At 66.4% G+C, this 22,292-nt stretch carries 21 protein-coding genes; 9 read left to right on the plus strand and 12 right to left on the minus strand.

Going from position 1 to position 22,292, the window contains the following annotated elements; all coding sequences use genetic code 11:
• Positions 1–5: 5 nt before the first annotated feature.
• Together AC57BR_RS08410 and AC57BR_RS08415 are read left to right on the plus strand one after the other, a co-directional pair.
• Complete coding sequence (locus tag AC57BR_RS08410; RefSeq protein ID WP_496359418.1) at positions 6–1,595, plus strand: ATP-dependent DNA ligase; 1,590 nt, start codon at positions 6–8, stop codon at positions 1,593–1,595.
• 172 nt (positions 1,596–1,767) lie between these two features.
• Positions 1,768–2,802, plus strand: coding sequence for an AAA family ATPase (locus tag AC57BR_RS08415; protein WP_496359420.1), 1,035 nt, complete (start codon positions 1,768–1,770; stop codon positions 2,800–2,802).
• Between the two features lie 182 nt (positions 2,803–2,984).
• On the opposite strand, the gene AC57BR_RS08420 is transcribed toward AC57BR_RS08415, so the two are convergent.
• The 5 genes from AC57BR_RS08420 to AC57BR_RS08440 form a co-directional block, all read right to left on the minus strand.
• Positions 2,985–4,274, minus strand: coding sequence for an ammonium transporter (locus tag AC57BR_RS08420; protein WP_496359422.1), 1,290 nt, complete (start codon positions 4,272–4,274; stop codon positions 2,985–2,987).
• 75 nt (positions 4,275–4,349) lie between these two features.
• The gene (locus AC57BR_RS08425) at positions 4,350–5,360 is read right to left on the minus strand and encodes a heme-dependent oxidative N-demethylase family protein (RefSeq protein WP_496359424.1); all 1,011 of its coding nucleotides are present in this window, start codon (positions 5,358–5,360) and stop codon (positions 4,350–4,352) included.
• Complete coding sequence (locus tag AC57BR_RS08430; protein WP_496359426.1) at positions 5,357–6,028, minus strand: hypothetical protein; 672 nt, start codon at positions 6,026–6,028, stop codon at positions 5,357–5,359. Before AC57BR_RS08430 ends, AC57BR_RS08425 begins: the two co-directional genes overlap by 4 nt.
• Positions 6,025–6,501, minus strand: a complete 477-nt coding sequence (locus tag AC57BR_RS08435) for a dimethylamine monooxygenase subunit DmmA family protein (RefSeq protein WP_496359428.1) — start codon at positions 6,499–6,501, stop codon at positions 6,025–6,027. Before AC57BR_RS08435 ends, AC57BR_RS08430 begins: the two co-directional genes overlap by 4 nt.
• A gap of 9 nt (positions 6,502–6,510) precedes the next feature.
• The gene (locus AC57BR_RS08440; protein ID WP_496359430.1) at positions 6,511–6,891 is read right to left on the minus strand and encodes a cupin domain-containing protein; all 381 of its coding nucleotides are present in this window, start codon (positions 6,889–6,891) and stop codon (positions 6,511–6,513) included.
• Between the two features lie 218 nt (positions 6,892–7,109).
• Between AC57BR_RS08440 and glnT the strand changes: the two genes are divergently transcribed.
• From glnT to AC57BR_RS08475, 7 genes are read left to right on the plus strand one after another with little or no spacing between them, the layout of a single operon-like run.
• On the plus strand, positions 7,110–8,483 hold the full coding sequence (gene glnT, locus AC57BR_RS08445; protein WP_496359432.1) for a type III glutamate--ammonia ligase: 1,374 nt from the start codon (positions 7,110–7,112) through the stop codon (positions 8,481–8,483).
• 47 nt (positions 8,484–8,530) lie between these two features.
• Positions 8,531–9,439, plus strand: coding sequence for a class II glutamine amidotransferase domain-containing protein (locus AC57BR_RS08450; protein ID WP_496359434.1), 909 nt, complete (start codon positions 8,531–8,533; stop codon positions 9,437–9,439).
• Positions 9,427–10,158 (plus strand): protein glxC, encoded by a 732-nt coding sequence (locus AC57BR_RS08455; protein ID WP_496359436.1) that lies wholly within the window; start codon positions 9,427–9,429, stop codon positions 10,156–10,158. Before AC57BR_RS08450 ends, AC57BR_RS08455 begins: the two co-directional genes overlap by 13 nt.
• A gap of 12 nt (positions 10,159–10,170) precedes the next feature.
• Positions 10,171–11,535: an FMN-binding glutamate synthase family protein gene (locus AC57BR_RS08460; protein WP_496359438.1), complete on the plus strand. Its 1,365-nt coding sequence runs from the start codon at positions 10,171–10,173 to the stop codon at positions 11,533–11,535.
• Positions 11,535–12,677 (plus strand): FAD-dependent oxidoreductase, encoded by a 1,143-nt coding sequence (locus tag AC57BR_RS08465; RefSeq protein ID WP_496359440.1) that lies wholly within the window; start codon positions 11,535–11,537, stop codon positions 12,675–12,677. The genes AC57BR_RS08460 and AC57BR_RS08465 overlap by 1 nt, the downstream gene beginning before the upstream one ends.
• A 43-nt stretch (positions 12,678–12,720) precedes the next feature.
• Positions 12,721–14,007, plus strand: coding sequence for an allantoate amidohydrolase (locus tag AC57BR_RS08470; RefSeq protein WP_496359442.1), 1,287 nt, complete (start codon positions 12,721–12,723; stop codon positions 14,005–14,007).
• Complete coding sequence (locus AC57BR_RS08475) at positions 14,007–14,627, plus strand: helix-turn-helix domain-containing protein (protein ID WP_496359444.1); 621 nt, start codon at positions 14,007–14,009, stop codon at positions 14,625–14,627. Before AC57BR_RS08470 ends, AC57BR_RS08475 begins: the two co-directional genes overlap by 1 nt.
• A 123-nt stretch (positions 14,628–14,750) precedes the next feature.
• Here the strand turns inward: AC57BR_RS08475 and AC57BR_RS08480 are convergent, their stop codons facing one another.
• From AC57BR_RS08480 to AC57BR_RS08510, 7 genes are all read right to left on the minus strand, one after another.
• Positions 14,751–16,205, minus strand: coding sequence for an aromatic amino acid lyase (locus AC57BR_RS08480; protein ID WP_496359446.1), 1,455 nt, complete (start codon positions 16,203–16,205; stop codon positions 14,751–14,753).
• 82 nt (positions 16,206–16,287) lie between these two features.
• Complete coding sequence (gene hutU, locus AC57BR_RS08485; protein WP_496359448.1) at positions 16,288–17,982, minus strand: urocanate hydratase; 1,695 nt, start codon at positions 17,980–17,982, stop codon at positions 16,288–16,290.
• A 28-nt stretch (positions 17,983–18,010) separates the two neighbouring features.
• Positions 18,011–18,919, minus strand: a complete 909-nt coding sequence (locus tag AC57BR_RS08490) for an ABC transporter substrate-binding protein (protein WP_496359450.1) — start codon at positions 18,917–18,919, stop codon at positions 18,011–18,013.
• Positions 18,920–19,014: 95 nt separating this feature from the next.
• Complete coding sequence (locus tag AC57BR_RS08495; protein WP_496359452.1) at positions 19,015–19,731, minus strand: ABC transporter permease; 717 nt, start codon at positions 19,729–19,731, stop codon at positions 19,015–19,017.
• Positions 19,728–20,378 (minus strand): ABC transporter permease, encoded by a 651-nt coding sequence (locus AC57BR_RS08500; RefSeq protein ID WP_496359454.1) that lies wholly within the window; start codon positions 20,376–20,378, stop codon positions 19,728–19,730. The genes AC57BR_RS08495 and AC57BR_RS08500 overlap by 4 nt, the downstream gene beginning before the upstream one ends.
• Positions 20,375–21,481: an ABC transporter ATP-binding protein gene (locus tag AC57BR_RS08505; RefSeq protein WP_496359456.1), complete on the minus strand. Its 1,107-nt coding sequence runs from the start codon at positions 21,479–21,481 to the stop codon at positions 20,375–20,377. The genes AC57BR_RS08500 and AC57BR_RS08505 overlap by 4 nt, the downstream gene beginning before the upstream one ends.
• Complete coding sequence (locus AC57BR_RS08510; RefSeq protein WP_496359458.1) at positions 21,478–22,164, minus strand: IclR family transcriptional regulator; 687 nt, start codon at positions 22,162–22,164, stop codon at positions 21,478–21,480. The genes AC57BR_RS08505 and AC57BR_RS08510 overlap by 4 nt, the downstream gene beginning before the upstream one ends.
• Positions 22,165–22,292 lie beyond the last annotated feature (128 nt).

Below are 22,292 nucleotides of genomic sequence, written 5' to 3' on the forward strand. Positions count from 1 at the left end.
GTGCCATGCTGCTCGACGTGCTCGTGAGGACCTTGGAAGCCGTCGCTGCCACCCGCTCCCGGCTCGCCAAGGTCAACGAACTTGCAGACCTTCTGCTCCGGCTCGACCCCGCGGACATCCCGACGGCGGTCGGCCTGCTCACCGCTAAGCCTCGCCAGGGCCGAGTCGGGATCGGCTGGAGCGGCATGAGGGCGGCCAGTGGCGAGTCCGCTCCTGAGCCGAATCTCACTATTGCCCACCTCGACGCTGCCTTGGACAGGCTGCAGGCAGCCGCAGGCGCTGGCTCGACCGTGGAACGCGCCGCCACCCTTCGGACTCTGATGGCGGAAGCCACCGAACGAGAGCAGGCCTTCATCGCCGGCGTGCTGCTCGGAGAACTTCGTACCGGTGCACTCGAAGGCGTACTGACGGATGCGGTCGCCCGCGCCGCCGGCCGGCCGGTCGAGGCCATACGCCGCGCAGCGATGCTCTCCGGCGATCTCGGCTGGGCCGCCCTGCTGGCGATCACGGGCACCGCGGCCCAGCTTGACGCTGTCGGCCTCGTCGTCGGGCGTCCCGTGCAGCCCATGCTCGCCGCAACCGCGGCCAGTGCCAGCGAGGCGCTGGAGGCGACGGGGGAAGCGTCGGTGGAATACAAGCTCGACGGCGCACGCATCCAGGTTCACCGTGCCGGCGACGACGTGCGCATCTACACCCGAACCCTGGCCGAAGTGACCCATCGGCTGCCTGAGGTTGTGGAGGTGGTGCGCGGACTGCCCGTGCGCGATGTGATCCTCGACGGCGAGACTCTAGCCCTAGACGAGGACGGCGGCCCCCGGCCGTTCCAGGAGACCATGTCACGGTTCGGGGCGAACGCGGCGCGCACCACGCTGCTGCATCCGTGGTTTTTCGACGTGCTGCACATCGACGGGCGCGACCTGCTCGACGAGCCGCTGTCCACACGCATCGGCGTGCTCGAGCGCATCGCCCCCGGTCACCGCATCCCGGGGAAAATCACTGCGGATGCGGCTGTTGCCGAGGGCGTGTCGCGCGATGCGCTGGCCGCCGGCCATGAGGGTGTGGTCGTGAAGGCGGTGGGCTCGGCCTACGCCGCCGGGCGGCGGGGTTCGAACTGGATCAAGGTGAAGCCGGTGCTCACCTACGACCTGGTGGTGCTCGCCTGCGAATGGGGGTCAGGACGGCGGACCGGGCTGCTGTCGAACCTGCACCTCGGAGCCCTGGACCCTGTTGGCGAGTTCGGCGAACCCGGCGGCTACGTGATGGTGGGCAAGACTTTCAAGGGCCTCACCGATGCGCTGCTGCAATGGCAGACTCAAAGGTTCCAGGAGTTGGAGGTGCGGCGTACGGCGGGTACGGTGTGGACCGAGCCGGTCACCGTGGTCGAGATCGCCATCGACGGCGTCCAACACTCTCCCCGCTATCCGGGTGGAATCGCCCTTCGGTTCGCGCGCGTCAAGCGCTACCGTGACGACAAGACGGCCGCGGAGGCCGACACCATCCAGGCGTTACGCGCTCTACTCCTTGCCCCACGGGGCAGAAAGGTATCGCCCGCGCCGGCGGAACCAGGTTCGGGAAGACACGCCCCACTCCCGTAAAATTGATGGTTTAGCGTTTTCCGTGCAGGCGAGGACCCGCCTCTGCGTAGGAAACAGCGTAGTCAAATGCAGTAAAAGTCCTTTGCATTCACCCGTTAATTCTGTCCCGCGCGCGTGAGGCAGGATGGGTTGCCGCGTTCAATACGTGGGAATCGAGTACTACAGTGGATACATGGCTGCCAGCCGCCATCCGCTCGACGACCTGCGCGAAACCATCGGCCATCTGGCCGATCAGCTCAAGCTGCCCGGTTCGGAGCGGGTTGACGACCTGGTCGGCGATCTCATCGGTGCGAGGCCCGGACCGGCCCGGCCGCTGTCCGCGGTGCAGACTGAGCTCGACGCCCTGGTCGGACTGGAGACAGTGAAGGAACAGGTGCGGGCCCTCGTCGCACTGCTCCAGGTCCAGGCCCGCCGGAAGGCGCACGGCCTGCCGGAGGTGGCCACGTCACAACATCTGGTGTTCCTCGGAAACCCGGGCACGGGCAAGACCACCGTGGCGCGGCTCCTGGCCGAGATGTACCGCGCGGTCGGTCTGCTGCAGAAAGGCCACCTGGTCGAAGTCGACCGTTCGGGCCTGGTGGGGCAGTACGTCGGAGCGACAGCCATCAAGACGGACCGCGTGATCCGGCGTGCGCTGGACGGCGTCCTGTTCATCGACGAGGCCTACGCGCTGGCCCCGGAGGACGGCCGGATGGACTTCGGCCCCGAGGCGATCGAGGTCCTGCTCAAGCGGATGGAGGACCACCGCCACCGCCTGGTCGTGATCGTGGCCGGGTACCCGCGGCTGATGGAGTCCTTCTTGCTCTCGAACCCGGGACTGCGCTCCCGGTTCGCCCGCGAGATCACGTTCCCCGACTACTCCGTCGATGCACTCCAGACGATATTCCACCAGATGCTGGCTCAGCACGAGTACACATTGGAGCCGGGTGCGGACCAGATGTTGCGCCGTATCCTCACCGGCCTCCACGCGGGCGAGGACTCCGGTAACGCACGGTTCGCCCGCACGCTGTTCGAGCAGGCGCTCAACCGCCAGGCGCTGCGGCTGTCGCTCGACGAGGAACAAAGTCTCGATGCGCTCGATCGTGAGGCCGTCATGACGCTCACCGCGGACGACATCGTCGGGGCCGCGCTGGCCTTGGGCGAGGAGCCGGAGCCGGAACCGACGCCGGAACCGGAGCGGTCACGCTGGTGGCGCTGGCTGGTTTGACCGGATCTGCGGTGGCTGTCAGGCGAATCACAAAACACCTTCCTGGGCGAGAAGGCCATCGCCTCCGCTCCCAGTTTAAGTTCCGACGGTTAAGCCCGCGACCAAGCGCGCCGCCCTCGCATAGCAGGCTAACTGCATGCGCGGGCGGCGGCCCTTCCCCTATCGGGGTCTGATTCTGTTTGTCAGACGCGGTGCGGGGACCCCAATTCCACCGGTTCCTCATCCATCAGGTAGGCGGATTCGGAGTGGGCGGCAATGTCGATGCCGCGGAGCTCGGCTGCCTCGTCGATGCGGAGGCCCACGGTGATGTTGATGACCTTGGCGATGACCCAGGTGACCGCAAAGGAGTAGGCAAGCACGGCAACGGTTGCGACTGTCTGGATGCCGAGGAGGTCAAACCCTCCGCCGTAGAAGAGCCCGTTGACCTCGTTCGGGGCGGCGTCCGTGGCGAAGAACCCGATCAGCAGGGTTCCGATGATGCCGCCGATGAGGTGCACGCCGACGACGTCGAGCGAGTCGTCGAAGCCGAGGCGGAACTTCAGTTCAATGGCCAGGGAGCAGACGGCCCCGGCGATCACTCCGACGGCCAGCGCGCCCAGGGGGCTCACGGCGCCGCATGCCGGGGTGATGGCCACGAGGGCGGAAATCAGTCCGGAGGCGGCGCCCATGCTGCTGGCGCTGCCGAGCCTGATGCGTTCCACGAGCGCCCAGGCGAGCAGGCCGGCGGCGCCGGCAACAGCCGTGTTCAGGAACACCACCGAGGCGGAGTGCCCGGCGGTGAGGGCGGAGCCGGCGTTGAAGCCGAACCAGCCGGCCCAGAGCAGTCCTGCGCCGACCAGCACCAACGGGCGGCTGTGCGGCTTGACATGCTCGCTCTTGGGCCAGCCGGCGCTGCGTCCCAGGACCAGTGCGAGGGCCAGGGCGGCGATGCCGGCGTTCATGTGCACGGCCGTTCCGCCGGCGAAGTCGATCGCCTTGAGGTTGTTGACGATCCAGCCGCCGGTTACGGAAGCGTCCGCCGAGCTGAAGGCGAAGACCCAGTGGGCGACCGGAAAGTAGACCAGGGCTGCCCACAGGGCGGCGAAGGTCATCCAGGCGCCGAACTTCATCCGGCCCGCCGCGGCTCCGGCGATGATGGCAGTAGTAATTCCGGCGAAGAACAGCTGGAAGGCTGCGAAAAGGGCCGGCGGCAGGGCGGCGTCGGGATCCTCGGCCAGCAGCTGGCCCAGGCCGAGGTATTCGAGGGGATCACCGAGGAGGCCGGCGCCGCCGAGGGAATTGCCGAAGACCATCGAGTAGCCGAACACTGCCCAGAGGACAGCGACGACGCTGACGCCGCCGAAGCACATCATCATCATGTTCAGGATCCGGCGGGAACCCACCATGCCCCCGTAGAAAAGGGCAAGCGCGGGGATCATCATGCACACCAAAGAACTCGCGGCGAGAATCCAGGCAACATCTCCAGAATTCATGGGAACTCCAATCAGGGACGGAAGGGGGCGGCCAATGCGGCCTTGAGGGTGGGGCGGATTTGTTCAGCCGGGCGCTCAGCCGGCCAGGAGCCAGGCGGAAGCTGCCTCGCGGTAGCGGCTGATGCCCTTGTAGTCGGCCGTGTCAGGCGGGAGCTCGGCCAGGACCCTGCCGAGGCGTTCCCGCCAGGCCGGTACCCGGGCTATGTCGGACAGGGACAGCAGGCGGGTGCGGACCAGGAACAGGATTGCTCCCGAGTGCGGGAGGCGGATGAGGTGCTGGACCTCCACCCGCAGGTGGAGCCTGCGGGGAAGGGCGGGGTCCGCCACGACGGCGCTGCAGTCCTGTGCCCACTCGGGGTAGGTCTCCGTGGAGGTGTCCAGGCGCCGGTCCACGGTCATGGTCCAGTTGGTCCGCCGGTACATCTCTCCGGGTTGGAGATTCATGAGGAACTGCTGGGCACGGGTGATGATTTGCTCGTCGTGCACGCGGGGGACGGGGCCGTGGACTTCCAGGAACTTCATGCCGACGTCGAATCCCAGGGACCAGTCAGCGGCGAAGGTGACCAGCCCGGCGTCGAGCCAGAGGGCGTTCTCGCGCTGGTCCAGGAGGGCGATGTCGTCCTGGATCTGGCTGCCCAGGAACAGGAGGGGTTCGGCGGGCAGGGACGCATCGACGCCGGCCGTGAACTCGAGGTCGAGGCCCTGCTTCCGGTTCTGCCACCGGCAGGAGTCGCCTTCGCGGTGGAAGGCCATCGTTTCCGGGTATTCCCCCGCCAGGATCGGCAGCAGTGTGGTGATGGCGTCCCACACGGCCGGGCCCATGTGGGGCAGGACCTGCAGCCGGGACGGGTCCCGCTGCAGCACGGTCGTGCGCTCGCCGAGTTCCTGCAGGTAGTGTTCGTCGACGTTCAGCAGGCGGGTGCCCCATTCGCCGGCTTCGGTGGCCACCGGCTTGAGGGCTGGCTCGATGTTGGTGCTGTAGCGGTAGCTGTCGCCGGGGAACGGGAACGGGAAGCGGGTGATGCGCTCCGGCAGGCCGGTCCCGGCTTCGCTGTCGATTTCGTGGTGGATGAGGTTGGTGCTCAAAGATCGAGCTCCAATTCTTGGTCCAGGCTGCGGGAAACGCAGCACATCATGGTCCGGCCGGCAGCCTTCTGGTCCTCGCCGAGGTACAGGTCCCGGTGCTGCGGGGTGCCGCGGAGCACTGGAATGGAAGATTCGCCGCAGACGCCCTTCCGCTCCCTGAGTTCCGGCAAATGAGCCCCTTCCCCGGCCCGGTACGTGTAGAGCATGGATGCCGGAGTGCCCCGCTCAGCGGCGGCCCGCGCATGGGAGAGCATGGGCGTGACGCCAATCCCTCCCGCCACGAGCAGCTGGTGCCTGGCTGTGGCCAGGGGGGCGAAGGCGCTGCGGGGGTGTGAAACCGTTACCCGGTCACCAACACGGAGGCGGTGCATGGCGGCTGATCCGCCCGCGCCGCTCGCAACGCGGAGGACCGAGACGCTGTAATCCGACGGCGACCTGCCTGAATCCGTGAGGGAATAGGCGTTGACGCCGTCGCCGCACCGGATCAGCAGATGGCTCCCCGGAACATATGTTGGCAGCGGGCTGCCGGCCGGATCCGTGAACCTGATGCTGGTGATGGACGGTGTCTGGGCATCGACGCCGGCAACCTGCAGCTCGAGGCCGCCCGCCAAACCGGGGTGAAGGGCGTTCGGGCCGGCCGTTGCCCGCAGTGCTGCTGTGGCTGTCACGCCGCCTCCTCCGCGTTGGCAGCGTAGCCCAGGTAAGCGGCGAGACGCCGCGAGAAGTGCTCCGAGACGGCTAAGACAGTGGCGCAGCCGCTGCAGCCGATCTCATTGGCGGACGCCTCCGGCAGGGACGTTGTTGTGCGGCAATGGGCGCAGAATACGCGGCGGTGGCCCGTGCCCCGGTACTGCAGGGTCATTTCTTCCTCCACCATGCCGCACTCCGCCGCGGCGGAGCGGGCGGCAAGGATGTCAGCCGACGGGCCGGCGATCACAAGGCGGACCCCCACATGGGCCCGGTTGAGGACATCCTTCAGACGTTCCAGGGACTCGGGCGATGCCTGCCCGAACGCCAGTTCCTGGCGGAATTTGGTGCCGGATGGGTGTCCGTTGCCGGCCTCAGGACAGGCGCCAGAGTGCGCTTCGGCGCCGAACGTCGCGTAAATGGTTCTGGACGGGGGTGCGGACGTGGGTCCCATGGCCGCGGGCTAGGGTGCGAAGGACCTGTGGCCGGTGTAAAACCCCAGGGCGTAGTCCGGGGTTTCAAACTTGACCGTTGTGCCCTTGGGGAAAAACAGGACATCCCGTTCCCTGGCATGGGTGACGTCGCCGGTGGCCTGGTCGGTGAGGACGAATTCCCCCTGCACCACTACCTTCATCTCGTCGTAGGTGTACTCGTACACCAGCGGTTCCGAGGCCTTGAGCTCGAAGAAGCCCGCGCTGATGGCCGCGCCCTCCGGGTTGGACAGGGAGTCGCCGATGGCTGCCTCGCAGCCGGGCTCGTTCATGGACGGCAGACCGACGTAGCCACCCTCCACTTTGTGGATGGAGCCGGCCTTGCTGAGTGTGCCTGCGGTGGTGCTTTCCACCTGTACCTCCTGTGAACTGCATGAGTAGTGACGTGAAACAATGATTCACGCTAGTGAACTACGTTGGGTTTCACTTGGGTTAACTTCCCGTTGCTATCGCCGTCCTCGCGCGTCACGCAGGTTTAACAAACGGAGCGCACTTTTGTAACATCGCTTTGGCTACTGTGGTTCAACAACGTTTCATCGCAGGTAACCCCAATCCGAACAGGACAGTTCCGATGACAAGTCTCGCAACACCTGAAGTAGCAACGGAGACCGCCGTTTCAATGGAAGCCGGCCGGATCTCCCTGGCGGACATCGCCAAGGCCCACGATGTGCGCTTCCTGCTGGCCACTTTCGTGGACATGACCGGCAAGCCGTGCGCCAAGCTGGTGCCGGTCGAGGCCGCCGACGAGCTCGAGGCAGGCGCCATGGGATTCGCCGGCTACGCGGCCGGCCTCATCGGCCAGAAGCCGCAGGATTCCGACCTCATTGCCGTTCCCGACCTCGCGTCCTTCACCCCGGTGCCATTCATCAAAGAAGGCCTGGCGCTGATCCACTGTGACCCCTATGTCGACGGCATGCCCTGGCCCTACGCGCCCCGCGTCATCCTCAAGAACACCCTCGGCCGCCTGGCCGGGAAGGGCATGCAGGCAAAGATCGGCGCCGAGGTGGAATACTTCCTCGTCAACAAGAACGCCGACGGCACCCTCAGCACCGCCGACGCCCGCGACGACTCTCCCCGCCCCTGTTATGACGCTCGCGGCGTGACCCGCATGTACGAGCACCTCACGTCGATCTCCACGGCCATGAACAGCCTGGGCTGGGGCAACTACGCCAGCGACCACGAGGACGCCGCCGGGCAGTTCGAGCAGAACTTCAACTACGCCGACGCCCTCACCACGGCCGACCGCGTGGTCTCCCTGCGCTACATCCTGAACATCCTCGCCGAACAGCGGGGCATGACGGCAACCTTCATGCCCAAGCCCTTTACCGACCGCACCGGCACGGGGCTGCACTTCCACCTCTCGCTGTGGTCAGGGGCTGACGCCCTCTTCCCCGGGGACGACGGCGACCGCGGCCTTGGGCTCTCAGAGCTCGCCTATTCGTTCATCGGCGGCCTCCTCGAACATGCACCGGCGCTGCAGGCTTTCCTTGCACCGACAGTGAATTCCTACAAGCGCAGCGGTGCCACCACCAGCTCCTCCGGGGCAACATGGTCGCCGCGGAAGGCGTCGTTCGGCGGCAATGACCGTACCCACATGGTGCGCGTTCCGGACGAAAAGCGCATCGAGTTGCGCTCCGGGGACGGCTCGGCCAACCCCTACCTCGCCATTGCCACTGCCATCGAGGCAGGGCTGGACGGCATTGCCCGGGCAACGGACCCGGGAGCCCCGTCCGGTCCGGGTGAAGCGCGGCCCGATGCGCATTTGCTGCCGGCAACGCTGCTCCACGCCGTGGAGGCGCTGCGCCGGGATCCCGTCATCCTCTCCAGCCTCAGCGGGAACGAGGCGATCGGCCGGTACTACGCCGACGCCAAGGAAGAGGAGTTCCTGACCTGGCACAACCAAGTGAGCGACTGGGAAATCCGCACCTATCTGACCTCGATCTGACCGGCTCCAACCAAGAATCAGCCCCCACCTAAGCAAAGGACCCTGAAATGTGCGGAATCGCCGCGCTGCAGCTGCGCAACCCCCTGCTGCACCCACAGATGGGCAGCCTTCTGTCCTCCATGATGTGCCAGATCGTGGACCGCGGCCCGGACTCCGCCGGCCTCGCCGTCTATGACACCCCGGGCATCGTTTCCGGCAACACCTCCACGCTCAGCCTCCTGGGCAAGGAGCAGGCCCTGCCGACAGCCGGGATCGCCGCGGCACTGGAAAACCTGCTGCCCGCCTCCGCCGGGACAGCAGTGAAAGTGGTGGGTGATACCACCTTCGTCAGCTCCGCCGTCGATACCGAGCTGCTCGCCAAGGCGGTGCGCGAAACCCTTCCGGAGTCCACCATCATCGGCCGCGGCGAACACGTGGCCGTGATGAAGGGCGTGGGCCATCCGATGGACATCGCCGCCGAGCACGGGCTGGAGGCCATGGCCGGCAGCCAGGGCCTGTCCCACACCCGGATGGCCACGGAATCGGCCGTCACCGCCGGCGGATCCCACCCGTTCTCCGTCGCCGACGACCTGTGCCTGGTCCACAACGGCTCGTTCTCCAACCACGCCACCGTCCGCCGGGACCTGCTGCGCGAAGGCGTGGTGTTCGACTCCGACAACGACACCGAAGTCGGCGCCCGGTACATCGCCTCCCGCCTGAAGCAGGGCGACACCCTCGAAGAGGCCCTGACCAATCTCGGCAAGGTCTTCGACGGCTTCTACACGCTCGTCGTCACCACTGCCGACAGCATGGCAGTGGTCCGCGACCCCATCGCCTGCAAGCCGGCCATCATCGCCGAAACTGACGACTATGTGGCCATGGCCTCCGAATACCGTGCTCTGGCATCCCTGCCAGGCATCGACACAGCCCGCATATTTGAACCGGAACCCGGAAAGGTCTACACATGGTCACTCTGATCGAAACCCAGACGCAGGATTACGCCACGGTCACCGACGAGTTTTCGACCCTCGTGGACCTCGCCGACAGCCCGGTCCGCCGGCTCAACCAGGCCCTGCACGATGCAGTCGACGGGCAGTCCTGGACTGTCGAGAGCCCGGGCGGGAAGCACAGCCTGGCCGTCGGCATCAATGCCGAGGTCTCTGTCACCATCAACGGCCATGCAGGCTATTACGCTGCCGGGATGCACCAAAAAGGCGAGGTGACCGTCAACGGCAATGCCGGCGTCGGACTCGCCGAGAACATCATGTCCGGAAAGGTTCATGTAAAGGGTGACGCCTCCCAGTCTGCCGCGGCCACCGGCCACGGCGGCCTCGTGGTGATCGACGGAAACGCAGGAGCCCGCTGCGGGATCTCCATGAAGGGCGTGGACATTGTGGTGGGCGGCAACATCGGCCACATGTCCGCCTTCATGGCCCAGGCCGGCCGGCTCGTGGTCTGCGGCGATGCGGGGGACGCCCTCGGTGACTCCATCTACGAGGCCCGCATCTACGTCAAGGGATCCGTAGCTTCCCTGGGGGCGGACTGCATCGAGAAGCCGATGAAGGCCGAGCACCTGGAGGAGCTCGCCGGGCTGCTCGCCGCCGCCGGCCGCACCGACAACCCCGCGGACTTCAAGCGCTACGGCTCGGCGCGGAACCTCTACCACTTCAGCGTCCACAACTCGACGTCTTACTAGAAGGACAACGCCATGACCATCACCTCCCTGACCCAGGGCGCTCCTGCAGCCTCCCCCGCACGGCAGGCCGAAGAGCTGGGCCTGCGCGAATCGGCCACCTTCGACCGCGCCACCATCGCCGACATCCAGCGCGCAGCCGCCACCGGCGTCTACGACATCCGCGGCTGGGGAGCCAAGCGCAAGGTCCCGCACTTCGATGACCTGCTGTTCCTCGGCGCCTCCATGTCCCGCTACCCACTGGAGGGCTACCGTGAAAAATGCGATACCGACGTCGTCCTCGGTGACCGCTACGCCTCCCGGCCGCTGCACCTGGAAACGCCGGTGACCATCGCCGGCATGAGCTTCGGCGCCCTGTCCGCCAACGCCAAGGAGGCCCTGGGCCGCGGCGCGTCCGAGGTGGGCACCTCCACCACCACCGGCGACGGCGGCATGACCCCCGAGGAGCGCGGCCAGTCCAAGCACCTCGTCTACCAGTACCTGCCGTCCCGCTACGGCATGAACCCGGACGACCTCCGGAAGGCCGACGCGATCGAAGTGGTCCTTGGCCAGGGCGCCAAGCCCGGCGGCGGCGGCATGCTCCTCGGCCAGAAGATCACCGAGCGCGTGGCCGGCATGCGCACCCTGCCGGTCGGCATCGACCAGCGCTCCGCTAGCCGGCACCCCGACTGGACCGGACCCGACGACCTGGAAATCAAGATCGGCGAGCTCCGGGAGATCACCGACTGGAAGACGCCCATCTACGTCAAGATCGGCGCCTCCCGGCCCTACTACGACACCGCACTGGCCGTGAAGGCCGGAGCCGACGTCGTCGTCGTCGATGGCATGCAGGGCGGAACCGCCGCGACGCAGCAGGTCTTCATCGAAAACGTCGGGATCCCCACGCTCGCGGCCATCCCCCAGGCCGTCCAGGCACTGCAGGAACTCGGCCTCCACCGCAAGGTCCAGCTCCTCGTCTCCGGCGGCATCCGCACCGGCGCCGACGTCGCCAAGGCCATGGCCCTCGGCGCCGACGCCGTCGCCATCGGCACGGCGGCGCTGATTGCGCTGGGCGACAACGACCCCCGGTACGCCGCCGAATACGCGGCCATGGGATCGGCCGCAGGCTTCTACGACGACTTCCAGGACGGCCGGGACCCCGCCGGCATCACCACCCAGGACCCGGAACTCTCGTCCCGGCTTGACCCCATCGCCGGCGGTCGGCGCCTGGCCAACTACCTCCGCGTCCTGACCATGGAAGCCCAGACCATCGCCCGGGCCTGCGGAAAGTCGCACCTGCGCAACCTCGAACCCGAAGACCTGGTGGCCCTCACCATCGAGGCGTCGGCCATGGCCCGCGTTCCCCTCGCCGGCACCAGCTGGATCCCCGGAGCCGGGTAATGGCAGAGTCCTCCGACTACGTGGTGGTGGGCGCCGGATTGGCCGGCGCCGCCACCGCCTGGCACCTCGCATCCCGCGGCCACGAGGTCACCCTGCTGGAGCGCAACGTTCCGGCCAGCCACGACGGAAGCTCCCACGGCTCGGCGCGGATCTTCCGCTACGCCTACCCCGACGCGCTTTACACCCGGGCAGCCGTCGAGTCCAAGTCCCTGTGGGACGAACTGGACCGGGCCAGCGGCCTGAACCTGATCACCCCGTTCGGGGCCGTGGACTACGGCTCCCGGCGACAGCCGGAGCAGCTGGCCGGAGTCCTCGCCCGCGCCGGGATTGAGCACGAACTCCTCACCGCTGCCGAGGCCAAGGCACGGTGGCCCCACATCGCCTTCGACACCCCTGTGCTCTGGCACCCCGGCGCCGGCGTGATCGACGCCGAGAGCTCGGTCAACGCCATGGTGGACCTGGCCGTAGGGCACGGGGCCTTGCTGAAGACCGGGTGGAACGTCAGCGGCGTGGAGGAAGAGGGTGCCGGCTACCGCGTGCTGTCCGACGGCGGCGAGTCCGTACTTGCCGGGAACGTCGTGATCACCGCCGGCGGCTGGCTTCCGGATCTGCTGGGACGGCTCTCGCTTCCGGCAGGGTTCCTCGCGGGGATGCCCGGGATCACCGTCCGGCAGGAGCAGGCCTTCCACTTCCGGTACCGCGACGAGGGACCTTGGCCAACGTTTATCCACAAGGGACCGGAGATCCAGACATACGGACTGCCCGGGGGGCGGGACGCCGGCTTCTCCGGCCAGAAGGTGGCCGAGTACAACGGCGGCGGCCTGATCCCCTCCGCCGCACAGCAGACAGGTGTCGTGGACCCGGCCAACCGGCAGCGGGTGGTGGATTACGTGCGAAAGTACCTGCCCGGACTGTACCCCGAGCCCTATGCGGAAACCACATGCCTTTTCACCAGCACACCGAACGAGGATTTCATCATCGACAGGGCCGGCGGCGTCACGGTCGTCTCGCCGTGCTCTGGCCACGGCGCCAAATTCGCGCCGCTGATCGGCCAGTGGGCGGCGGATCTCGCCACCCGGGCGGCGGAGCCGCCAGGCCGGTTTCGCCCGGCGGGGGCTGGCGTCAAAGCCGGCGCCAGCTAACTCCCGACATCCACGAACCACTCCAAGAGAAACGGACCAGCCAGTGACCTCCTCGGCAACCAAACCGGCAACCGCCACCGTAGCAGGGCTCATGCGGGACATCTCCGACGTCGGTGCTGACGCCCGCCGCGGCGGCTACTCCAGGCCGGTTTTCTCCAATGCTGAAACCGAGCTCCGGAGCTGGTTCATGGAGCAGGCCCAACGGCGCGGGCTGGACGTCCACACTGATGAGAACGGCATCATCTGGGCGTGGTGGGACACGGCAATCGGAACCCGCCGGGACGCCGTTGTCACAGGCAGCCACCTGGACTCGGTGCCCGGCGGCGGCGAATACGACGGGCCGCTCGGCGTTGCCTCCGCACTCGTCGCCGTCGACATCCTGAAAACCCGCGGGTTCCGTCCCCGGCGGCCCCTGGCCATAGCCGTCTTCCCGGAGGAGGAAGGCTCCCGCTTCGGCGTCGCCTGCCTCGGGTCACGGCTGCTGACCGGCGCTCTGGATCCAAACAAAGCCCGCAACTTGAGGGACGCGGACGGCAACACATACGCCGAGGTGGCCACCAAGAACGGACAGGACCCCCGGCTCATCGGTGCCGACCACAAGACCCTCAGCCAGCTGGGCATGTTTGTGGAGCTGCACGTCGAACAGGGACGGGGGTTGGCCGACCTCGGCCAGCCAGTGGCCGTCGGCTCCTCGATCCTGGGCCACGGCCGGTGGAAACTGTCGGTGCACGGCCAGGGCAACCACGCCGGAACCACCCTCATGAAGGACCGCAAAGACCCCATGATTGCCGCGGCCAAGATCATGATCGGCATCAGGGATACTGCTGCGAAGTACCGTGACGCGCGGGCCACCGTGGGCCGGTTCCAGCCCGTACCCGGTGGGACCAACGTCATCGCCTCCCGCGCCGACATGTGGATCGACGTCCGGCATCCTCGTGACGAGGTCACCGCGGCCCTGGTGGAATCCATCCACCTCAACGCCCAAGTGATGGCGGCGGAGGAAAACTGCACGGTGACGTTCGGCGTCGAATCCCTCAGCCCCACAGTGCATTTCGACGGCGGCCTGCGTGACCAGCTCAAGGCGATGCTTCCTGAGGCCCCGGTGCTGGACACCGGAGCGGGCCACGACGCCGGCGTGCTGGCAGGGCGCATTCCCACCGCCATGCTGTTCGTGCGGAACCCAACCGGGATCTCGCATTCGCCTGAGGAACTGGTGGAGGATGCCGACGCCGAGGCAGGTGCGGCGGCACTGGCGGAAACCCTCGCAGGGCTGCTGGGAACAGCCAGAGTGCTCGGATCCGACCTGCAGGCTCCGCCTATGATGGCTTGATGACGGATCAGGTTGGCGAAGCGAGGGACATGGCCACGGAAGACACCGACGACGGCGTGGCCGGCAAGCTGGAACGGATCATTGCCGGCCAGGTCCGCCACTACCGGACCGCAAACGGGCTCTCCGCGTCGGAGCTGGCCTCACGGGCAGGGATGTCCAAGGCGATGATCTCCAAGATTGAAACCGCCAGCACATCGTGTTCCCTCACCACGCTGCAGCGCCTTGCGGACGGGCTGAAGATTCCGGTCACCGCCCTGTTCCGGGGCGCGGACACAGACCGGGACGCTACCTTCACCAAGAACGGCCAGGGCAGCCTGACGGTGCGCAGCGGAACCCAGCACGGGCACGAATACCGGGTGCTGGGAACCCTGAAGGGACGGACCGACGCCCTCGAGCCGACGCTGGTGACACTGACCGACGCATCCGACGTGTTCCCACTGTTCCAGCACCCCGGCACCGAGTTCATCTACATGCTCTCTGGCAGGATGGTCTACGGCCACGGCGCCTATGAATACACCATGGAGCCCGGCGATTCCCTGCTCCTGGACGGCGAAGGCCCGCATGGTCCGCTGGAGCTGCTGGACCTGCCCATCCGGTTCCTGGCCATCGCCGCGAAGTAGGATTTTGTCAGTCCTGGTGGACCGCGGCATGGGCCCTAGCTGTGAACCCGCTACCCCTCACCAAGACAACAATCTCCGCTACAAAGCTTCCGCCGGCCGAGGCCGGTACAACCGAATCCTCCGTCACTCATGGGCGGTGAGCACGATGTTCTCAGCTAGGGCGAGATCGTCTCGAAGGTCGCGGTCTTCGATGGAGTCGGGCAGGGCTTGAGCCACATCGAGGATCTTCCGGATTCTCTCAGAGGGGAGCTGTTGCGCTTCCGTGCCTTGCAGCCGCAGGGCACGGATTGCACAGATAAGCTCTATTGCGACCAGCTTTGACAGTGCGTCCGCGGTTGACTCCAGCTGTGCCGCGGCCAGGGTTGCGAAGCTAGCATCTTCTTCGGCGCCCAGGGACAACACCACGGTTTGGAGGCTCGCTGGCTGTGAGTTAATGCGAATCCGGCCGACGGCTGCCGCCGCAACGTACTCGAGCATCATGACACCGGATTGGCCGGAGTTATCGGCGGCCAGGAAGCGGTTGAGTCCTGTGTAGGCCGGATCGCACAGTAGCCCGATGCGGCGCAGGTTGACCGCGGATCCAGTCCCAAGGGCGATGTGCATGGAGTCGATGCGCCGCGCCAGATTCGTCATTTGAAACAAGCCGTGATGGGAGACGTCTTCTGTCTGGTCTGCGGAACCGCCGTGGATCATCGGGTTTTCGTGGCCAGCGGTGACGAGGCGTTCAAGAAGTTTTTTGAGCAGCCAGAGTTCTTCGGCCTGGGAGCCGTGGACCTGAGGGAGGGTGCGCAGGCTGTAGGGGTCCTGGATTCTGGCGGGCAACCGGTGGCCCAGAACCAGCGATCGCATAGTTGCGGCTGCATCCGCCACAAATCTCGTGTCAGCGGCTGCAGCGACGGCGGGGCTGAACGCTTCCGGATTTCCAGACACCGCGACGAAGGACAGGGCGCTGACTGTTGCGGCGTTGTAGAGGATACGTTCCACCCGTTGATGTGCCAGCACGGTCTGGGCGATGGTGAGCGCGTTGGAGCTAATGAAGGGAAGGGCATTGTCTGTTGTCCAGCCTTTGAGGGGTTCGTTGACTCTCCCTCCGCCGAGTGTTGGGCGTTCTCCCAGCAGGGTCAGCGCCGTGCCGGCCAGTGCCGGGAGGTCGGCTGTGCCGATGCCTCCGAAGTTGCGGATGTCCGGCAGTGTGTCGTCGTTGAGCATCGCCAGCAAAGCGAGCGGTATCGCCGGATCGATGCCCGAAGCGCCGGCCGCGAGCTGGGACAGCCTGATCAGCAGCATTGCCCGAACGGTTTCCCGGCTGAGGCTGGTACCGGCGTCCACCGCGTGGCTTCTGAGGAGGTTCAGCCCGTGAAGAGATGGTTCCGTGGAGGCTTGGAGAGGAACGTTGCGGTTTGCGCCAACGCCGGTTGAGCGGCCGTAGACGGGCCTGCGTGACGAGGTGCTTAGAGCGGATTGGTGAGATTGGGCCATTCGCTGCAGCGCACCCTGGGACAGGCCTAGTTCCACGCCCCCCGCAGCTACCTTGGCGATATCGGAGAGCGGCAGGTGGACGCCGTTGATTTCTAGCATGGCATCAAGGGTTTCCTCTCAACCGGCGGCCGGGCTTGTCCAAATCCAGGTTCGGACAAGGCCCGACCGCCGAAGGGGCTAGTTAGTTTGTTTCGTTCATGGGGATGCGGACGCCGCGTTCCTTGGCGACGTCGACGGCGCGGTCGTAGCCGGCGTCGACATGGCGGATCACGCCCATGCCGGGGTCGTTGGTGAGGAGCCTCTCAAGCTTCTGCGCCGCGAGGTCGGTGCCGTCGGCAACGGAGACCTGGCCGGCGTGGATGGAGCGGCCGATGCCCACTCCCCCGCCGTGGTGGATCGAGACCCAGGTGGCGCCGGAGGAAGTATTGAGCAGGGCGTTGAGCAGCGGCCAGTCGGCGATCGCGTCCGAACCGTCCGCCATGGCTTCGGTTTCGCGGTAGGGGGAGGCGACGGAGCCGGAGTCCAGGTGGTCGCGGCCGATCACGATGGGAGCTTTGACCTTGCCTTCCTTGACGAGCTGGTTGAACAGCAGGCCGGCCTTGGCGCGTTCGCCGTAGCCCAGCCAGCAGATACGGGCCGGCAGGCCCTCGAACTCGACCCGCTCGCCGGCGGCGTCGATCCAGCGGTGCAGGTGCTTGTTCTCCGGGAACAGTTCCTTGATGGCCTTGTCTGTGACGGCGATGTCCTCGGGGTCACCGGAAAGCGCCACCCAGCGGAACGGGCCCAGGCCCTCGCAGAACAGCGGGCGGATGTAGGCCGGGACGAAGCCGGGGAACTCGAACGCCCGGCTGTAGCCGCCCTTGCGGGCCTCGTCGCGGATGGAGTTGCCGTAATCGAACACCTCGGCGCCGGCGTCCTGGAACTCCACCATGGCCTGGACGTGCCTGGCCATCGAGGCCTGGGCCTTCTTGGTGAAGCCCTCCGGGTCTGCTTCGGCTTCGCGGCGCCATTCCTCCACGGAGATGCCTTCGGGCAGGTAGGACAGGGGGTCGTGGGCGGAGGTCTGGTCGGTGACGATGTCCACCGTGAGCTCGCCGGCGTTGTGGCGGCGCAGCAGTTCGGGGAAGACCTCGGCGGCGTTGCCCACGTAGCCCACGGACCAGCCGCGGCGTTCCTCCTTGGCTTTGAGGACCTTGGCGATCGCGGCGTCGAGGTCCGTTTCCACCTCGTCGAGGTAGCGCTTGCCGGCCCGGCGGCGCAGCCGGGTCTCGTCCACGTCGACAATCAGGCACGCGCCGTCGTTGAGGGTGACAGCGAGGGGCTGGGCGCCGCCCATGCCGCCGCAGCCGCCGGTCAGCGTCAGGGTGCCGGCCAAGGTGCCGTTCTCGTCCCCCGTGAGCTTGCGGGCGATCGCGGCGAAGGTCTCGAACGTGCCCTGCAGGATGCCCTGGGTACCGATGTAGATCCAGGAGCCGGCCGTCATCTGGCCGTACATCATCAGGCCCTCGGCCTCGAGCCGGCGGAACTCGGGCCACGTGGCCCAGTCCCCGACGAGGTTGGAGTTGGCCAGCAGCACCCGCGGTGCCCATTCGTTGGTGCGGAAGACGCCGACCGGCTTGCCGGACTGGACCAGCAGGGTCTCGTCCTTGTCCATGGTTTCCAGGGTGCGGGTGATGGCGTCGAACGCAGCCCAGGAACGCACAGCCCGGCCGGTTCCGCCGTAGACCACGAGGTCGTCGGGACGCTCGGCGACCTCGGGGTCGAGGTTGTTCATGAGCATGCGCAGGGGCGCCTCGGTCTGCCAGGACCTGGCGGTGAGCTCGGTGCCGCGGGCTGCTTTGACCGGGCGGGCACCGGTGGTGAAATCGGCTGTCATTGTGTACTCCTGTTGTATTGCCGCGGCCCTAGGCCAGGTTCTTGGACTTGAGCCAGTCCTTGGCGATCTCGCCGGCGTCCTCGAACTTCGCCACCCGGCCGTTCATCTCGATCAGGTCTTCCGTGGTGAGCGCGGCGGAGACCTTGTCCAGGACCTCCTTGACGGTGGCCGTGGACTTCTTTTCGTTGATGACCGGGACGATGTTCTCGGACAGGAAAAGGTTCTTATCGTCCTTGAGGGCAACCAGGTTGTTGGCGGCCAGCGCGGGGTCGGTACTGAAGAGGTCTGCAACCTGCACCTGGCCGGAAAGGAGGGCGTTCAGCGTCAGGGGGCCGCCGGCGTCGAGCGCCGAAAATTCCTTGAATTCAAGACCGTAGACGGACTTCAGGCCAGCCACACCGTTGATGCGGGTCTTCCATTCCGGCGGGCCGCCCAGGACGAGCTCCTTGGCCACAGGCTGAAGGTCGCTGACGGACTTGAGGTTATGCTTGTCGGCCGTTTCCTTCTTGACGGCCAGGACATCCTTGTCCTCTGCTCCGGAGGCGGTCAGCATGGTCAGTCCGGAGGGGATCTTCGTGGCCAGCTCCTTGGTAACTTCCTCGGAGGTGACCGCCTTGGTGGCGGAATTGAGGTACTGCAGGAGGGCCCCGCCGTATTCGGGCATGAGGTCGATGGAACCGTCCTTGAGGGCCGGGATGGTGACTTCGCGGCTGCCGATGCTGGGCTTTTCGGTCACTTGGACGCCCTTGGCCTTGAGGGCTTCCGCGTAAATCTTGGCGATCAGCTGGCTTTCCGGGAAGTCCGCGGAGCCGACGATGATGCTGTCGCCCGAGGCGGCGGTCTGGGTATTGGAGCTGCTCATCGGATCCCCGCCGCAGGCGGTCAGGGCAAGGGCTGCAGCAGCCGCGAGGGTGAAGCCGGTCAGGTACTTTTTCATGTCAATGCTCTCTCGGAGGCCGGCGCAGGGCATGCAGCGGCAAGGCTGGGGTGGGTCTGTTGCCGGATGGCAGTTGGGATGATGCGCGGGGTGGTTCAGACCGTGGCGGGGATTTTCACGGTGTCGGCCGCGGCGGCGGTCTTGACGAGACGACGGGTGAGTCCTGGTGAGACGACCCGGCGGGTGATGAAGGCGAGCAACTGGTCGAAGAACAGAGCCATCAGTGCCACCAGCACGGCGCCGGCAACCATCTGGCCGTAGTCGTTCTGGGCCTTGCCGTCGATCAGCAGGCGGCCGAGGCCGCCGAGCGAAATGTAGGCGGCGATGGTCGCCGTCGAGATGATCTGCAGCAATGCGCTACGGACGCCGGACAGCACCAGCGGGAGTGAGCAGGGGAGCTGAACATCCGTGAGGATCTTCGTGGTGCGGAAGCCCATGCCCTTGGCGGCGTCGACGGCGGCCGCATCCACCGCGCGAATGCCGGCATAGGTGTTGGTCAGGATGGGCGGCACAGCGAGCAGCACCAGCACGATGAGGCTCGGCAGGATGTAGCCCATCTTGGACGGGAAGGCCGGCGAGATCAGCAGCACGAGCAGGATCAGCAGACCCACGCTGGGGAGGGCGCGGAGGGCATTGGCGAGGCCGGCGATCAGGAACACGCCCTTGCCGGTGACACCGATGTAGATGCCGACCGGAATGGCGATAGCGGCAGCGATGGCGAGGGCAATGAGGGAGTAGAGCAGGTGCTCGCCGAGCAGGTTGGGGATGCCGTCGGCGCCGGTCCAGTGCGCGGGGTCGAACAAGTAGTTCATGATGCCACCACCTTGGGGGTCCACGGCGTCAGCCACCGGTTGAGGAGAATGATCAGCCCGTCAAGGATCATCGCGAGGACCACGCAGAGGATGATTCCGGCGATGATCGGGGTGAAGAACCGCAGCTGGAAGCCCTGGGTGAAGAGGGAACCGAGCTGCGGGATGCCCAGCAGTGCGGCCACGGACACGAGGCTCACGTTGGAGACTGCGGCCACGCGCAGGCCGGCAGCGATGACAGGGACGCCCACGGGAAGCTCGACCTTTACGAGGCTCTGGTAGCCGCGGTAGCCCATTGCCTTCGCGGCCTGGACGGTGTCCTCGGGCACGGAATCGAGGGCGTCTGCCACCACGCGGACCAGCAGGGCCACGGTATAGATAGTCAGCGCGGCCACAATGTTGAGGGGGTCCAGGATCTTGGTCCCCAGCACCAGCGGCAGCAGCACGAACAATGCCAGCGATGGCACCGTGTAGAGCAGGCCCGCGATGCCCACCAGGAGGGGGTAGATCCGGCGGCTGCGGTGTGCCCACCAGCCCAGGGGCAAGGCAATCAGCAGGCCGAGGATCAGCGGGGTGACGGCCAACAGCACATGCCAGCCGAGCAGGAACACAATGTTGTCGAACTGGCGGCCCAGCCATTCCATGTTCATCGGGCCGTCTCCAGATGCGGTTCGGCCTCGATGGCTTTGACGATGTGGGAGGCAGTGACCGTGCCGATGAGCTCGCCGCGGTCATTGACGACGACGCCGCGGCGGCTGGGTGAAGACAGTGCGGCGTCAAGCAGCTGGCGCATGGTTCCGGACGATGTCGCGGACGTGCCGCTGAGGTTCACATGCTCCCGCTTCAGCTCACCGGTGATCAGCTCGGGCTGTGCCCAGCCAAGCGGCTTCCGTCCGCCGTCGACCACCAGGACCCACGCGCCGGAGGCCTTCGCGTGCGCCTCCGCGGCGGACGCTCCGAGCTGAACCACTGCCTCTTCGCTGACCGTAACGGTTCCAGCCACGTTGGTGAAGCCGAGGGAACGGTAGCCCCGGTCGCGTCCCACGAAGTCGGCCACGAAGTCGTCGGCCGGGGAGGTCAGCAGCTCCGACGGCGTGGCCATCTGGGCGAGCTTTCCGCCGACGCGCATCACGGCCACCTGGTCCCCGAGCTTCAGGGCCTCGTCGATGTCGTGGGTAACCATGATGATGGTCTTGCCGATTTCGCGCTGCAGGCGGAGGAACTCGTCCTGGAGCTGCGCACGGACCACGGGGTCCACAGCGCTGAAGGGTTCGTCCATGAGCATGAAGGCAGGGTCCGAAGCCAAGGCCCGCGCCACGCCAACACGCTGCTGCTGGCCGCCCGAGAGCTGCCAAGGGTAGCGTTTGGCGAAGTTCGCCGGAAGGCCCACACGCTCCATAAGCTCGAGGGCCTTCATGCGGGCCTTCTGCCGGCTCTCGCCGAGCAGCACCGGCATGGTTGCGACGTTATCCACGATGGTGCGGTGCGGGAAGAGTCCCGCGTGCTGGATGACATAGCCGATGCGGCGGCGCAGCAGTGCCGCGTCCATACCGGACGTGGGCTGGTCATCGAGGTAGATGGTGCCGCTGGTGGGTTCGATCAGCCGGTTGATCATCCGCAGGGACGTGGTCTTGCCGCAGCCCGAAGGCCCGACCAGAATGGTCAGCTTCCCGGTGGGGGCTTCAAGGTTCAGCCCGTCGACGGCAACCGTCCCGTCCGGGTAGGCCTTGGTGACATTTTCAAACTTGATCATTTCTCTTCCATGCTTTCCTGGGGCAGTTCATGCTCTCCGGAGGGCTCGGTGAGGATGTTGTCGGCCACCTTCACGAGCTCCTCGCCGATGGTCACGGCCTTCGCCTCGTCCAGCCGGTAGCTGGGTACGACGATGCTCAGGGCGGCCACAGTTCGGCCACCAATCACAATCGGTGCGGCGACGGCTGTTATGTCGTCTTCAACGCCGCTGCGCACTATTGCGAAGCCGCGGTCCGGCTGGCCGCCTGTCAGGACCTGCCCGGCGGCAGACCCTTCCAGCGGGATGCTCCTGCCGACCCAGCTGGCATGCCGGACCGAGCGGGTACCTTCGACAATTGCTATGTAGATTCCGGTGTCCCCAGGACCGGGAATGCTGAGATAGCAGGATTCGCCTGTATGGGCCACCAGCCGCTTCATGTGCGGGGTGCAAAGCGAAACCAGTGACTCCTGGCCCAAGGCCAGGGCTCCCAGCTGGATGACACTTGCACCGGGGCGGAAGTTCCCGCCCGGATCCCGTGAAACGAAACCGCTGCCTTCCAAAGTGCGCAGGAGGCGAAGGGCCGTGCTTGCTGACAGGTCGACGACGCGGGCGGCGTCGCTCAGGGTGAGGGAGCCGTCAGTACACACTGCACTGAGCAGCGCCAGCGCCCTCTCAACCGTCCGTGTTGAAGAATCTGCGGCCATTGTTTGACCCACTTTCACGTGGTCCGAATCACCTTGTCTTGCCAACAAGTAAAAATCAACTTTCATCCGATGGCAAGAGGTGATTTCTATATTTCACGGGTTCTTCATGAAGCGGGGGCTGCTGGAGG

Source organism: Arthrobacter sp. BGA-UO-ETr-C19 (genome assembly GCF_059568005.1).

What these genes read in the sequence shown, in the direction of transcription:
- AC57BR_RS08505 (WP_496359456.1), bottom strand. Translation starts at nt 21,481, where the DNA reads ATGATCAAGTTTGAAAATGTCACCAAGGCCTACCCGGACGGGACGGTT.
- AC57BR_RS08495 (WP_496359452.1), bottom strand. Translation starts at nt 19,731, where the DNA reads ATGAACTACTTGTTCGACCCCGCGCACTGGACCGGCGCCGACGGCATC.
- AC57BR_RS08480 (WP_496359446.1), bottom strand. Translation starts at nt 16,205, where the DNA reads ATGCTAGAAATCAACGGCGTCCACCTGCCGCTCTCCGATATCGCCAAG.
- AC57BR_RS08415 (WP_496359420.1), top strand. Translation starts at nt 1,768, where the DNA reads ATGGCTGCCAGCCGCCATCCGCTCGACGACCTGCGCGAAACCATCGGC.
- AC57BR_RS08435 (WP_496359428.1), bottom strand. Translation starts at nt 6,501, where the DNA reads ATGGGACCCACGTCCGCACCCCCGTCCAGAACCATTTACGCGACGTTC.
- AC57BR_RS08475 (WP_496359444.1), top strand. Translation starts at nt 14,007, where the DNA reads ATGACGGATCAGGTTGGCGAAGCGAGGGACATGGCCACGGAAGACACC.
- AC57BR_RS08455 (WP_496359436.1), top strand. Translation starts at nt 9,427, where the DNA reads ATGGTCACTCTGATCGAAACCCAGACGCAGGATTACGCCACGGTCACC.
- AC57BR_RS08420 (WP_496359422.1), bottom strand. Translation starts at nt 4,274, where the DNA reads ATGAATTCTGGAGATGTTGCCTGGATTCTCGCCGCGAGTTCTTTGGTG.
- AC57BR_RS08450 (WP_496359434.1), top strand. Translation starts at nt 8,531, where the DNA reads ATGTGCGGAATCGCCGCGCTGCAGCTGCGCAACCCCCTGCTGCACCCA.
- AC57BR_RS08510 (WP_496359458.1), bottom strand. Translation starts at nt 22,164, where the DNA reads ATGGCCGCAGATTCTTCAACACGGACGGTTGAGAGGGCGCTGGCGCTG.
- AC57BR_RS08500 (WP_496359454.1), bottom strand. Translation starts at nt 20,378, where the DNA reads ATGAACATGGAATGGCTGGGCCGCCAGTTCGACAACATTGTGTTCCTG.
- glnT (WP_496359432.1), top strand. Translation starts at nt 7,110, where the DNA reads ATGACAAGTCTCGCAACACCTGAAGTAGCAACGGAGACCGCCGTTTCA.
- AC57BR_RS08465 (WP_496359440.1), top strand. Translation starts at nt 11,535, where the DNA reads ATGGCAGAGTCCTCCGACTACGTGGTGGTGGGCGCCGGATTGGCCGGC.
- AC57BR_RS08410 (WP_496359418.1), top strand. Translation starts at nt 6, where the DNA reads ATGCTGCTCGACGTGCTCGTGAGGACCTTGGAAGCCGTCGCTGCCACC.
- AC57BR_RS08490 (WP_496359450.1), bottom strand. Translation starts at nt 18,919, where the DNA reads ATGAAAAAGTACCTGACCGGCTTCACCCTCGCGGCTGCTGCAGCCCTT.
- hutU (WP_496359448.1), bottom strand. Translation starts at nt 17,982, where the DNA reads ATGACAGCCGATTTCACCACCGGTGCCCGCCCGGTCAAAGCAGCCCGC.
- AC57BR_RS08460 (WP_496359438.1), top strand. Translation starts at nt 10,171, where the DNA reads ATGACCATCACCTCCCTGACCCAGGGCGCTCCTGCAGCCTCCCCCGCA.